We start from the raw sequence: 13,598 nt of genomic DNA on the forward strand, positions 1-13,598 counted from the left end.
CCATCCCCAATTGCCCACAACCCCATGGATCCACGATAGCGCGATAAACAACGGCTTGGAGATGATCGTGAGCCAGCCGTAGTCGACAGTGAGATCCAGGCCTTCGGCCACTTGAGCGAGGCGCTCCTGTTCCTTCGGCCCAACCCACAGCTGGTGTTCAAACGTGCCGGAGGACCCCGCGGCAATGTTTTGACGCGGCGAGGAAATCCCTAGCAGGTACTGATTGTTGTCGAGCGAGCGGGTGTAATAGCGGTGAGTCTCGTCCCGCGGCGGAATCCAAGCGCCGACGAAGTAATGCTGGATGATCGCCGCCCAGCCGTTGGTCAAATCCTCTGACAGGTCATCGCTGCGCATATCGGAGAAGGAGATCTTGTCGTACCTGTTCTCCTCGCCGTGTACGACCCCGCCGGTATAGGTGTAAATGAACCAGGAGGTGCCGTCATCGATGTCGCCGGAGCGCAGCTGGGCGTACTGGTACGCATCCCAGTCTGCATCGCTCGCGTTCTCGACTTCATGCTCCATCTTGATCACGTAGCTGTCGCGCTCGAAGATGTAGCGTTTTGTCACCTTGATGCCATCATCGTTTTCCCACACGAGCGGCACTTCAATGGTGTCCTCGTCGTCACCGAGCACGTACTCGTGCTGGTCGACGCGAAACTCACTCTGCGGTCCCGGACCCTCTCCCTGCCTTGGAACCAGGCCGGACTGGGCGATAAACAACTCTTGGAGCACGTCAGACTTCAGCCGAAAGGGCTCTTGGCCTTCCAGCGTCCGATAGTGGCGCAAAAGATCCACCTGGCGGATATCCCCTCCACGGGTGCTGATCTCCACATCCAGCTTGTCCGTGCGCACCCGCACGGTGTTGCCGCGCTCCAGGCGATCGCCCGCGGCCGTGGCCGGAGCAGCGGCATCGTCTATCTGCGGCGCCGGTTCGGCGACGTCGTCCTCCTCCGGCTCGGGCTGGTCACCGGGCTCAGGGGGTGCCGGCACGTCGTCCACGTCGCCCGGGTCGTCAATCCGCTCTTCTTCGGCGACCGGCTCCTCCGGTGCTCCCACACCATAGTCGTCCTGCCACGCCGTCCAGATCAAAAGCAGGACAAGGGCGAGGGCAAAGAACTGAAGTATCCGCTGCGTTTCCATCGATTCTCAGTCTTTCGCACGTGGTTCGGGAACCGGATCGACACCACCCGGATGCCATGGGTGACACTTAAGAAGACGCCTGATGCCAAGCCACAGGCCGCGAATCACGCCATGGACGCGGACGGCCTCAATCGTGTATTGCGAGCAGGACGGATAGAATCGGCAACATGGCCCGATCAGTGGGCTGACAATCAGCTGGTAGAGCCTGAGGATGCGCGTGACCAGTGTTCGCATCGTTTCACCAATCGCTGCCAGAGCCGCGCGAGCGACTCGCGGAGTGTATCCCGGCTGGCGGTGCGCGCCGCCGGCCGGGACATCAGCACCACGTCCACGGGCGGGAGATCTGACCGGTGATGCCGAAAGGACTCGCGCGCGATTCGCTTAATTCTGTTCCGATCCACCGCTCGGGGCGCCGCGCGTCGCCCGATGGCCAAGCCGAGCCGGGCCTCGTCTTGACCCGTTGGCGCCGCGAGGACGGTGAAGTAACGATCCGCGACTCGATCCGCGCTCGCGAAGACCAGACGGAACTCGGGAGGCGAGCATAGCCGCGCAGCGCGAGGAAACGTCCGCGGATCCGGCGTCATTGCGGTCCTAGGTTCAGGGCGTCAACCGGGCGCGCCCCTTGGCCCGACGGGCCTTCAAGATCTGCCGTCCGTTTTTGGTGGCCATGCGGGCACGAAATCCGTGTGTCCGTTTCCGCTTGATCACGCTTGGCTGGTACGTCCGCTTCATGATGGTTTCCGTTCGCTGCTAGCGCTACTTGAGTCGTTGGCACACCCCAAATCGAGCCGGCGAATGTACCGCTGACCGCGGCGTCGTGTCAACGCTGTCCGGCAGCATGCTCGAACAATACGATCGTTGGACCGCTGCGGTCGCTGCTTTGCTCCCGCGAGGACACCCGGCAGGAATCATGGGCGCGGGTGATGCGCCCGACGAGCGGTTGTGGATAGAGTCTGTCTTGCCGTATAGACTCCGCAGGCAGATGAGGAGAAGGACGCTGCCTGGAGCCATTGAGTCCCCGGGGCGGGGGCAGGTAGTGGGCCTTAATGCCGCGCATGTCAAAGGCTTGCGCGAGCTTGACCGAGTCAGCCGGGGCGCCCCTGTTCCGGTTAGCCTTGGCCTCGAAACAGAGTCCTGGCCCGCTGTCTCAGTCTGCCCGTCCGGGATAGGGGGCCGACATTCGATAGGCACATCCTGAAGGCTTACATTTCGTCGCTTGCTTGGGGGCCACTCGTGGGCAACTCGGTGTGGAATCATTGTCTCTCGCGCCTGGAAAGCGAGATTCCCGAACAGCAGCTCAACACGTGGATTCGTCCATTGCAGGCGGTCGAGGACGTTGGACGTCTGCGTCTTTTGGCCCCTAACCGTTTCGTCATGGACTGGGTGCGTGACCATTTTCTTGAACGTATTCAATCTTTTGCTACTGACCTTGGCCATTCGGACGAGTACGAGGTAGTCCTCGAAATCGGCACGCAGGCGGCAACCGGCCCGTCACTACGCACCCGTGATCCTACCCGGCAAGGGTCAGAGGTTCATTCCGGTGCGCGCGTGCCCGCCAGTAGCAACATCAATGCGCGGTTTACCTTCGAAACGTTCGTCGAGGGTAAATCGAACCAACTCGCCCGCGCCGCCTGCACGCAGGTCGCAGGCAATCCCGGGGCTGCCTACAACCCGCTGTTCCTCTACGGCGGCGTCGGTCTTGGTAAGACCCATTTGATGCATGCTGTGGGTAACCTTGTCCTGCGCAACCGCCCCGGCGCCAAGGTTCTCTATTTGCACTCGGAGCGTTTTGTGGGTGATATGGTCAAGGCGCTGCAGCACAATGCGATCAACGAGTTTAAGCGCCATTACCGCGGTGCGGACGCGCTGCTCATCGACGACATCCAGTTTTTCGCCCGCAAGGAGCGGTCTCAGGAAGAGTTTTTCCACACCTTCAACGCGCTGCTAGAGGGACAGCAGCAAGTGGTGCTGACCTGCGACCGTTACCCCAAGGAAGTGGACGGTCTGGAGGAGCGACTCAAATCGCGGTTCGGTTGGGGTCTGACCGTCGGCATTGAACCACCGGAGCTGGAGACGCGTGTCGCCATCCTCATGAGCAAGGCGAGCCAGGACGGGGTAGACGTGCCTGACGAGGTGGCTTTCTTCATTGCCAAGCGCATTTGGTCGAACATCCGCGAACTGGAGGGTGCGCTGCGACGGGTGGTTGCGAACGCCCAATTTACCGGGAACCCGATTACGCTGGAGTTCACGAAGCATGCACTCAAGGATCTGCTGGCACTGCAAGACAAGCTGGTGACGATCGAGAACATCCAGAAGACCGTGGCGGATTACTACAAGATTCGCGTTACCGATTTGCTGTCGAAGCGGCGTAGCCGCTCCATTACGCGACCTCGACAAGTGGCAATGGCGCTGGCAAAGGAAGTCACCAACCACAGCTTGCCGGAAATTGGTGATGCCTTCGGCGGGCGGGACCACACCACGGTTCTGCATGCCTGTCGGAAGGTGAATGAACTCCGCGGCGCCGACGGGCGCATGGATGAGGACTATCAAAACCTGTTGAGAACCTTGACGACATAGTGTGGACAAGCGGTGGAGGAGTTGGCCCCTCCCTGGCGCCCCTTTTTTATCCACAGGTTATGGGCAGGCTGTAAGCGGCTGCATGCACTGGTTTATACCGGCCAACCGGTGAGTCAAGCCGCTGGTGCTGCTCGGAATTCAGGGTTGTGCCCACAGGAGAGGGTGTAAGTAATAATAACAACAGGTTTAACTACATAGAGTTATAATAACTACGAACCAGGTGAAGCGTGTCATGAAGATCAAACTGCATCGCGAAGCGCTCCTCAAGCCACTGCAAGCTGTTATGGGCGTCGTGGAACGCCGCCAAACGCTGCCGGTACTGGGGAATGTTCTGTTGGTCGCGGACGAGCAGGGGCTCTCCCTGACCGCCACGGATCTGGAGGTAGAACTCGTGGCGACGGCCGCGCCCATCATCGAAGCGTTCGGTCAGATTACGTTGCCAGCACGCAAGCTCATGGATATCGTGCGTAACCTTCCCGAGGGTGCGGACGTATCGCTCGCCCTGAGTGGTGACCGGGCGGTGATCACCGCGGAGCGGAGCCGATTCACGCTGACTACCCTCCCGGCGTCCGAATTCCCCACCGTGGAGGATATCGGCGAGACGCGACCCCTGCGCCTGTCACAAGCGGATTTGCGACAGCTGATCGAGAAGACGCACTTTTCGATGGCGTTGCAGGACGTCCGTTACTATCTCAACGGCTTGTTGCTGGAGCTTGAACCGGGCCGCCTGCGAGCGGTCGCAACGGATGGCCACCGACTTGCGCTGGGGGAGTTGGAGGGAGATGTACCGCCTGGCGACGCGCATCAGGTCATTGTGCCCCGCAAAGGGGTGCAGGAATTGTTGCGCTTGCTTGAAGACAGTGATGAGGCGGTATCCGTCGAGCTCGGCGGCAATCATATTCGTGTCTCGCTGCCAACCCTGCGTTTCACATCCAAGCTGATCGATGGCCGGTTCCCGGATTACCAGCGCGTTATCCCCAGGGTTGAGGATCGGGTGATGCACACAGAACGCAATGCCCTGAAGCAGGCCCTGGTGCGCGCCTCGATTCTCTCCAATGAGAAACATCGGGGCGTGCGTTTCATACTCGACAGGGACCAACTCCGGATCCAATCCAATAATCCGGAGCAGGAGCAGGCCGACGAAGAGCTGAGTGTGTCGTATCAAGCCGAGGCGATGGAAATCGGCTTTAACGCGAGCTATCTCCTCGATGCCGTCAACGCTGTGGACAGCGACCGGGTACAGATGGGGTTGGTGGACTCAAACAGCAGCACGGTGGTGGAGGACCCCAATGACAGCCGCTATCGGTACGTAGTCATGCCGATGCGGTTGTAATTCGTGACTGCTCTGGCTTGATAGACGGTGACGCTCGAGACCCTATCGTTGTCGGGGGTTCGGAATCTCCACGACACCTCCGTTGAATTCGATCCCGCCTGCAACATCATTTCGGGACGCAACGCGTCCGGTAAGACGAGCCTGCTTGAAGCGATTCATGTACTGGCGCGGGTGCGCAGCTTCCGGACTGCGCGCCTGGATCGCGTTCGCTCGGAGGGGCTGTCACCACTTCGGGTACAGGGGCGAGTCGATGATGGAGGGGTTCGGCATTGGCTTGGGGTTGGGCGAGATGGCGGTGGCACGCGGGTGCGCATTGACGGCGCCGATGCCCGCGGATTTTCGGAGTTGGCGCGGTTGCTGCCTGTGCAGGTAATGAATACAGAGAGTCACCGGTTGCTTCAGGATGGTCCGAGCGCCCGGCGGAGTTATCTTGATTGGACAGTGTTCCACGTGGAACAGGAATACCACCGCATTTGGCAGCGGTATGATCGTGGACTCAGGCAACGCAATGCTGCGCTCCGCAGCAGCGATCTCCGCTCCGTCCGAGCGCTCGAGCCACAGCTTGTGACCGCCGCGCAGGGGGTGGATGTGCTGCGGCAGGCGTCCGTCGTGCGGCTCAAGCCGCTGATTGCCGCTTACCTGAGACGGTGGCTGCCGGACGTCTCGGTCGACCTAAGCTACCGGCGTGGATGGCGGCAGCAGCAATCGTTGGCTGCGGCTCTCGGTGAGCAGCGCGAGTCGGAACACTCCAGAGGGTATACCATGGTCGGCCCCCACCGTGCAGATGTGCAAATCCGCGTTGACGGCGTGGAGGCGCAGTATCGCTTGTCGCGGGGACAGCAAAAGTTGGTGGCGATTGCACTGCTGCTCGCCCAGGCTGATCTCATCTCCGCGGCCCACGGTCCCCGCCCGGTCCTCCTTGTGGACGATTTGCCCGCAGAACTCGACGCGCTGCACCGGGACTTGGTGATGGAGGGGTTCCTCTGTGCGCAGGGGCAATTGTTTCTTACAACGATCGAGCCAGCGTGGCTGCCGGTCTCTTCGGCTCGCCGGTTCCACATGGAACAGGGCCACCTTCGAGAAGTGATATAATCCCCCGACACTGCAAAAGGGAAGCGCCATGAGCACCAATCCGACCTACGATTCGGCGAATATCAAGGTTTTGCGAGGGCTGGATGCCGTTCGCAAACGCCCGGGCATGTACATCGGGGATACGGATGACGGTACCGGCCTTCACCACATGGTCTTCGAGGTCGTCGACAACTCCATAGACGAGGCATTGGCGGGTCATTGTTCGATGATCAGTGTCCAGATCCACGCCGATCAGTCCATCACGGTCACGGATGATGGTCGCGGTATTCCGGTGGACAACCATACCGAGGAAGGGCGCTCCGCCGCCGAAGTGATCATGACGGTGCTCCACGCGGGCGGCAAGTTCGACGACAACAGCTACAAGGTCTCAGGCGGGTTGCACGGCGTGGGAGTCTCTGTCGTGAATGCGCTATCGGAGCGCCTCCAGCTGACCGTCAAGAGAAATGGCCACATCCATCTCCAGGAGTTCCGCATGGGGGACCCCGTGGAGCCCTTGCGGGTCATTGGAGAGACGGAGGGAACCGGTACACAAATCACCTTTCGGCCCAGCCCGGAGGTGTTTACGAACATTGACTTTCATTTTGATATCCTCGCCAAGCGATTCCGGGAGCTTTCGTTTCTGAATCCTGGAATCCGCATCGCTTTACGCGACGAACGCACCCAGAAAGAGGACGTCTTCCAGTATGACGGTGGCATCCGCGCGTTCGTTGAGCATCTGAACAAGAACAAGAATCCGTTGCATCGTCAGGTCGTGCATATTGCGGCGTGGCGCGGGGACATCGGGGTGGATGTTGCCCTGCAGTGGAACGATTCCTATCAGGAGAATATCTTTTGCTTTACGAATAACATTCCCCAGCGCGACGGTGGCACCCACATGGCAGGTTTCCGCGCTGCGCTCACGCGCACGTTGAACCAGTATCTTGAACGCGAAGGCTTTCTGAAGAAGGCAAAGACGACGCCAATCGGCGATGACGCGCGTGAAGGGCTGACGGCGGTGCTGTCGGTCAAGGTGCCTGACCCGAAGTTCTCGTCGCAGACGAAGGACAAGCTGGTCTCCTCGGAGGTCAAGACAGCGGTGGAGTCGGTCATGGCGCAGAGCCTGACCGAGTACCTCTCGGAGCACCCGGCGGATGCCAAGGCCATCGGCGAGAAAGTTGTCGAGGCCTCCCGCGCCCGGGAGGCGGCCCGCAAGGCACGGGAGATGACCCGCCGCAAGGGGGCGCTCGACGTTGCCGGCCTGCCCGGCAAGTTGGCGGATTGCCAGGAACGCGACCCTGCGCTTTCCGAACTGTACCTCGTGGAGGGGGATTCCGCTGGCGGATCAGCGAAGCAGGGGCGCGACCGGCGCACGCAGGCAATCCTTCCCCTGAAGGGGAAAATCCTCAATGTCGAGAAGGCGCGCTTCGACAAGATGTTGTCTTCAGCGGAGGTTGGCACGTTGATTACCGCACTGGGCTGCGGTATTGGCCGGGCTGACTTCGAGCCGGACAAACTGCGGTATCACCGGATCATTATCATGACGGACGCGGACGTGGATGGCTCCCATATCCGCACGCTGTTGCTCACTTTTTTTTACCGGCAGATGCTCACACTGGTTGAGCGGGGCCATGTGTATATCGCCCAGCCGCCGCTTTATAAGATTAAGCGGGGCAAGCAGGAACACTACGTCAAGGATGAGCGCGAGCTCACGGAGTATCTGCTGCAGCTGGCTTTGAACAGCGCCGCCCTGGTGCCCGCACCGGGCGCCGAGGCTATCCGCGAGGAGACACTGGAGCAGCTGGCGCGGCAGTACCTTCATGTAATGGAAATCATCGACCGCATGGGGCGGCTGCAGGACGCGGAATTCCTGGAGGCGATACTGGAGGCGGAGCCCATTGGTGAAACGGAATTCACGGATACCGAGCGCATGCAGCAGTGGTTTCAGGCAATCGTCGAGAAGCTAAACCGCCACCAGCCGCAGGGGACGCGCTATCAGGTCACGATCAATACGGGCGTCGATGGAGGCTTTCAGGAGGCAATATTATCCAAGCGACGTCATGGAATTCGGCATGACTACCGTTTTACGCCGGAGTTCTTTTTGACCCCTGAGTATCAGGCGATCGGCGCGTTGGCGTCAGTCCAACGGGGGCTTTTGCGGGCTGGCGCGACGGTTCAGCGGGGGGAGCGCTACGCAGCGGTGGCGACCTTGGGCGAGGTGGTAAAATGGTTGTTAGAGGAAGGCAAACGCGGTCAGAACATTCAGCGCTACAAGGGGCTGGGCGAGATGAATCCGGAGCAGTTGTGGGAGACCACGATGAATCCGGAGACACGGCGGTTGCTCCAGGTCCGCATCGAGGATGCTGTTGCCGCCGATGAAGTGTTCACAACGTTAATGGGGGATCACGTGGAACCGAGGCGGGAGTTTATTGAGCGTAACGCCTTGGCCGCCACGAATTTGGACGTGTGATCGGGCAAAGTGTTCCACGTGGAACATGTCGCCGCCGGACCTCGAGGCCCGGCGGCATCACGTCTTGAGCCTGCCGCTTTCCCGCCGCGTGGACTGTTCTTCGTAGACCTGACTGATCTCCCGTGTGTTCGTTTCAATCCACGCCCGAATTCGGCCCAGGTAGGCGCCCGGTGTCGCGTCATCCGGCGTCATTGGTGGCCCGATCCGGACACGGATGACGCCTGGGTACTTCAAGAAAGAATTCCTTGGCCAGAGTTCACCGGCATTGTGGGCCACCGGGACAACAGGCGTACCGGTCTCCCAGGACAGCACCGCTCCTCCCCGACGGTACTCTCCACAGCGGCCGGCAGGGATGCGGGTCCCCTCAGGGAAAATAATGACCCACCGTCCTTCCCTGATGCGCTCACGTCCTTGGTCCAGCAGCTGTTGCATCGCCGCCTTGCGTTCATTGCGGTCAATGGCGATCGGTGACAGGAGCGATAATGCCCACCCGACGAATGGCAGCCGCAGTAATTCCTTCTTCAACACCCACGTCTGCGGATTGAACCAGTACTGTGTCGCCATGGTTTCCCATGCGGACTGGTGCTTGCACATCACGATGCATGGCGACTGAGGAATGTTCTCCTCGCCTTCCACGTGGTAGCGGATCCCACAGGTCACCCGTGTCCACCAAAGAATGCTGTAGCTCCATGATTTTACGAAGAACCAGTAGCGATGGCGGTAGGGCAGGCACATGGCTACCAAGAGCCCTAGCGTGCCCAGGGGCAACGTAATGATGAGCACTCCAGCGGTCCACAGCAGCGAACGCGGCAGTGCCCGCAACTTCTCCCCGCGCGAACGGTGCAGCAGGGGTGGCGGACGCGGCGTTTTAGTCATCGCCTCTCTTCTCGCTCGTTGATTTGATCCGTTGGTGTTCCTGCAGCAGCCGGGACACGACCTCCGCCAGGTCCGCTGCCACTTCAGTCGTCGATGGCACGCCCTGCGCGAGCGTGGCGTTGCCTTTACCCGAGCGTACCAGCATGGGTCGCGCGCCGACGGCGATCGCAGCTTCGAGATCCCGCAAGCTGTCTCCGACCACCGGCGTCCGGTGGAGGGAAAAATTCAACGCCCGCGAAGCCTGGTGCAGTAAGCCGGGGCGCGGCTTGCGGCAGTCACAGCCAGCGTCGGGGCCGTGGGGGCAGACGAAAATGCCGTCTATCTGTCCCCCGAGGGATTTGACGTCGGCACGCAAGCGCCGATGAATCGCCTCCAGTTCGTTGTGAGAAAACAGCCCCCGCGCAAGTCCCGACTGGTTGGTGCATACAGCAACCCGCCACCCAGCTTGGCTCATGCGGGCAATCGCTTCCAGACTGCCGGCTATGGGTTGCCATTCCGCCAGGGACTTGATGAAGGTCGGCGAGTCGGCATTGATGACCCCGTCGCGGTCGAGGATGACGGCGCGGATGCTCATTGGCCGCTGGTTGGCAACCGGGACAGGTCAGCAACACGCCCGAAGAGGATTGACAAGCGTTTGAGTAACGCCAGGCGATTCGCGCGCACCGCTGCGTCCTCCGCCATGACCAGGACATTGTCGAAGAACGCATCCACCGCATGCCGCGCTGTCGCCAGGCGCTGCAGGGCATCGCGGTATGCACCATCCCTGGCCAACGCTTCGACCTCCTGCACCAGGGGCTCGAGCGTCTCGGCAAGTATCCGCTCCTCGCTCATGACAAAGAGTTCCGAGTCGGGGTGGTCCGGCACCGGCTCATCAACCTTGCGCAGGATGTTGCGCACGCGCTTGTTGGCAGCCGCCAGACTGTGTGCTGCATCCAGGTCGAGGAACTCGGAGCAGGCATGAACGCGACGATGGAAATCCAGGGGATCGTCGATGCGCAAGGCATTGACGGCATCGAAAACCTCGGCACCTATGCCTTGCTCATGGTAGTAGCGCTTCAGACGCTCCAGACAAAAGGCACGGACCTCCTCTACATACCCGACGCTATCAAGGTCGTCGGGAAGCGCCTCTGCGGCGCGCCCGAGCAACGCATCCAGAGAGAGACTGTGCTCGCGTTCGATGAGGGTTCGCACGAGCCCCAGCGCGGTACGACGCAGCGCGAAAGGATCCTTATCACCGGTGGGCGCCTGCCCGATCGCGAAGATCCCCAACAGCGTGTCGGCCCGATCTGCGATGGCGAGCACCTGTCCGTAGAGTGTCTGCGGGGTGTCGTCCCCGGCAAACCGTGGACGGTAGTGCTCTTCGATGGCCGCCGCAACGGCTTCCCCCTCGCCGTCATGGCGGGCATAGTAGCGTCCCATGGTCCCTTGGAGTTCCGGGAACTCGCCCACCATCTGCGTGAGCAGATCGCATTTAGCGAGCATTGCGGCCCGTTCCGCAGGGTCTGCATCGGTGCCGAATATGCCGGCAACCCAGCGACCCAGTGCGGCGACGCGAAGCTGCTTGTCGTGCAGGGACCCGAGGCGGTTTTGGAAGACGATCCCCCTCAGCTGCTCCACGCGTGCGGCCAAGGGGTGTCTCCGGTCCTGGTTCCAGAAAAACTCGGCGTCGGCAAGGCGCGGGCGGATCACGCGCTCGTTGCCGCGCACGACCTCTGCCGGATCTTGGCTTTCGAGATTTGCTGTCATGACGAACCGCGGCATGAGTGCTCCGCTCGGATCGACGATCGGGAAGTATTTCTGGTGGGATTGCATACTGGATATCAATGCCTCGGCGGGAACGTTCAGGAACCGTTCGTCGAATCCACCGACCATGGCAACGGGCCACTCCACGAGTGCGCAGACTTCGTCCAGGAGCGCGTCATCGGCGAGGATTGTGCCGCCGATTTCTTCCGCCTTCGCAGCCGCCTGGCGGTGAATGCGCTGCCGTCGGCGGTCGAAGTCGGCGATGACACAACCCTCCGTCTCCAGACGATGCTCGTATTCATCCGCGTACGCCAGCCGGAGGGTCTCGGGGGCATGGAATCGATGGCCCCGTGTGTAACGGTCGGTCGGGGTATCAAGCAGGGTCATCTCAACCACGTCGTTGCCAAACAACACCACACTCCAGTGCACAGGACGCACGAAGGTCACGTGGCCGCTACCCCATCGCATACGCTTTGGGATCGGCAGCGCGTCCAAGGTCTCCTGGATTACAGTCGCTAGTAACTCCGCCGTTTGCGCGCCCGCATGGATGCCGCGGTACACGAGCCATTCACCTTTCTCCGTGCGCTGCGTCTCCAAGGCCTCCATCGTCACGCCACAGGACCGGGCGAAGCCCTCGGCCGCCCGCGTGGGTTCGCCGGTGCTGTCATACGCTGTCTGAATGGCCGGCCCCCGACGCACGATTGTCTGGTCCGGTTGGCGCACCGGCAGCCCTCGAATGAGGGCCGCCAGCCGCCTTGGCGTCGCGAACCCAAGGCTTTGCTCGGGAATCAGCTCGGCATCCTGCAGACGCTGCACCAGTCCATCCCGAAAGGCATTCATCAGGGTGCGCAGCGCCGTCGGCGGCATCTCCTCGGTTCCGAGCTCCACCAGAAGGTCGCGTCGCTCAACCATGAACAACCTCCTCAAGGCCCTCGAGCATCGGAAATCCGAGCGCCTCGCGGCGTGCGTAATAGAGCGTCGCAACGGCCCGCGCGAGGGTTCTGACGCGCAGGATATAGCGCTGGCGCTCCGTCACCGAAATGGCATGCCGGGCATCCAGGACGTTAAAGGTATGCGAGGCTTTAAGACATTGCTCGTACGCCGGTAATGGCAAACCGAGCTCGACCAGGCGCAGGCTCTCGCGCTCGCACTGTTCAAAGCAGCGGAAGTGGGCGTCCGTGTCTGCGTGTTCAAAGTTGTAGGCGGACTGCTCCACCTCATTTTGGTGGTACACATCACCGTAGGTCACCCTGCCCTGCGGCCCGTAGGTCCAGACCAGATCGAAGACGCTTTCGCGGGCCTGCAGGTACATGGCAATGCGCTCCAGGCCATACGTAATCTCGCCCATGACCGGGTGGCAATCCAAACCGCCCACCTGCTGGAAGTAGGTGAACTGGCTGATCTCCATGCCATTCAGCCAAACCTCCCAGCCCAGGCCCCACGCCCCCAGGGTTGGGGACTCCCAGTTGTCTTCCACGAAGCGTACATCATGGACCAGCGGATCCAGGCCGAGATTGCGCAGCGAGTTAATGTAGAGTTCTTGGAACTCCAGCGGCGAAGGCTTCATGACCACTTGAAATTGGTAGTAATGCTGCAGCCGGTTGGGGTTTTCACCGTAACGCCCGTCCGTGGGTCGCCGGGAGGGTTGCACATAAGCGGCGTTCCAGGGCTCCGGACCGATCGCCCGCAGGCAAGTGGCAGGATGAAAGGTACCCGCGCCGACTTCCATATCCAACGGTTGCAGGACAACACAACCCTGCATTGCCCAGTAATCCTGCAGCGCCTGAATCAGGCCCTGAAACGTCTCGACAGTGCGTGCCTCTGTCCACTCATGTTGGGCCACTTTACCCCCTGAAGTCATCTGATCAGACCGGTCTGTTTGGGTCGCCGCTGCCCCTGGCCCGACCGGGGGTGGAGTATACCCTCTCGGTCTTCTGCAGGAGAAGGCAACCCCTGGCGGCTGCGCGGATACCCGTGTAGCGGTGCTCCCGTGTTACGGTGTGCAGCCCGAGGCGAATGGACGGGTTGTTCGCACCATGCACAGACCACCAAGGGCCGTTGCTTTGATTTCTGGTGGGCTGGATTCCATGCTCGCCGCGAGCACCGTCATGGCGCAAGGGGTGCATGTGGAAGGGCTCAACTTCTATACGGGTTTCTGCGTGGAAGGCCATACCCATGCGGTTCGAAGCAAAAATCGCGACCGCCCGAAACGCAACAACGCCCTCTGGGTCGCCGAACACCTGGCAATTAAGCTCCACATGATTGACGTTGTGGAGGAGTACAAGGATGTCGTCATCAACCCCCGCCATGGCTACGGCCAGCACCTCAATCCGTGCCTGGACTGCAAGGGCTTCATGGTCGCCAAGGCCCGGGAGTGGATGGAAGCCAACG

The 13,598-nt window shown here is 61.1% G+C and carries 12 protein-coding genes and 1 pseudogene; 5 read left to right on the forward strand and 8 right to left on the reverse strand.

From position 1 onward, the window contains the following. The 4 genes from yidC to rpmH form a co-directional block, all read right to left on the reverse strand. Positions 1-1,140: membrane protein insertase YidC (gene yidC / locus QZT63_RS14340; protein WP_290652175.1), on the reverse strand; the 1,140-nt coding region annotated here is incomplete at its 3' end. Between the two features lie 6 nt (positions 1,141-1,146). After that, the gene (gene yidD, locus QZT63_RS14345; protein ID WP_290652176.1) at positions 1,147-1,374 is read right to left on the reverse strand and encodes a membrane protein insertion efficiency factor YidD; all 228 of its coding nucleotides are present in this window, start codon (positions 1,372-1,374) and stop codon (positions 1,147-1,149) included. Next, complete coding sequence (gene rnpA, locus QZT63_RS14350; RefSeq protein WP_290652177.1) at positions 1,332-1,724, reverse strand: ribonuclease P protein component; 393 nt, start codon at positions 1,722-1,724, stop codon at positions 1,332-1,334. The genes yidD and rnpA overlap by 43 nt, the downstream gene beginning before the upstream one ends. A gap of 13 nt (positions 1,725-1,737) precedes the next feature. Further along, positions 1,738-1,872 (reverse strand): 50S ribosomal protein L34, encoded by a 135-nt coding sequence (gene rpmH, locus QZT63_RS14355; RefSeq protein ID WP_290652178.1) that lies wholly within the window; start codon positions 1,870-1,872, stop codon positions 1,738-1,740. Positions 1,873-2,373: 501 nt separating this feature from the next. Here rpmH and dnaA point away from each other — a divergent pair. From dnaA to gyrB, 4 genes are all read left to right on the forward strand, one after another. Then, positions 2,374-3,717 (forward strand): chromosomal replication initiator protein DnaA, encoded by a 1,344-nt coding sequence (gene dnaA, locus QZT63_RS14360; protein ID WP_290652179.1) that lies wholly within the window; start codon positions 2,374-2,376, stop codon positions 3,715-3,717. 232 nt (positions 3,718-3,949) lie between these two features. Continuing rightward, entirely contained in the window at positions 3,950-5,050 is a 1,101-nt protein-coding gene (gene dnaN, locus QZT63_RS14365; RefSeq protein WP_290652180.1) for a DNA polymerase III subunit beta, read from the forward strand. A 27-nt stretch (positions 5,051-5,077) separates the two neighbouring features. After that, positions 5,078-6,142: a DNA replication/repair protein RecF gene (gene recF / locus QZT63_RS14370; protein ID WP_290652181.1), complete on the forward strand. Its 1,065-nt coding sequence runs from the start codon at positions 5,078-5,080 to the stop codon at positions 6,140-6,142. 28 nt (positions 6,143-6,170) lie between these two features. Beyond that, a complete protein-coding gene (gene gyrB / locus QZT63_RS14375; RefSeq protein WP_290652182.1) occupies positions 6,171-8,588 on the forward strand; it encodes a DNA topoisomerase (ATP-hydrolyzing) subunit B in 2,418 nt (805 codons plus the stop codon). Between the two features lie 57 nt (positions 8,589-8,645). Here gyrB and QZT63_RS14380 read toward each other — a convergent pair whose 3' ends face one another. The 4 genes from QZT63_RS14380 to glyQ are packed head-to-tail and all read right to left on the reverse strand — an operon-like array spanning position 8,646 to position 13,050. Continuing rightward, positions 8,646-9,464 (reverse strand): lysophospholipid acyltransferase family protein, encoded by an 819-nt coding sequence (locus QZT63_RS14380; RefSeq protein ID WP_290652183.1) that lies wholly within the window; start codon positions 9,462-9,464, stop codon positions 8,646-8,648. Further along, positions 9,457-10,038: a D-glycero-beta-D-manno-heptose 1,7-bisphosphate 7-phosphatase gene (gene gmhB / locus QZT63_RS14385; RefSeq protein WP_290652184.1), complete on the reverse strand. Its 582-nt coding sequence runs from the start codon at positions 10,036-10,038 to the stop codon at positions 9,457-9,459. Before gmhB ends, QZT63_RS14380 begins: the two co-directional genes overlap by 8 nt. Continuing rightward, positions 10,035-12,119, reverse strand: coding sequence for a glycine--tRNA ligase subunit beta (gene glyS / locus QZT63_RS14390; RefSeq protein WP_290652185.1), 2,085 nt, complete (start codon positions 12,117-12,119; stop codon positions 10,035-10,037). The genes gmhB and glyS overlap by 4 nt, the downstream gene beginning before the upstream one ends. After that, the gene (gene glyQ / locus QZT63_RS14395) at positions 12,112-13,050 is read right to left on the reverse strand and encodes a glycine--tRNA ligase subunit alpha (RefSeq protein WP_290652186.1); all 939 of its coding nucleotides are present in this window, start codon (positions 13,048-13,050) and stop codon (positions 12,112-12,114) included. The genes glyS and glyQ overlap by 8 nt, the downstream gene beginning before the upstream one ends. Before the next feature lie 193 nt (positions 13,051-13,243). Here glyQ and QZT63_RS14400 point away from each other — a divergent pair. Continuing rightward, positions 13,244-13,598 (forward strand): annotated as a pseudogene (locus tag QZT63_RS14400) (tRNA (5-methylaminomethyl-2-thiouridylate)-methyltransferase); the annotation flags it as partial.

Origin of the sequence: Aquisalimonas sp., from assembly GCF_007120195.1 — a bacterium.
In the GTDB taxonomy this organism is placed as follows: Bacteria; Pseudomonadota; Gammaproteobacteria; order Nitrococcales; family Aquisalimonadaceae; genus Aquisalimonas.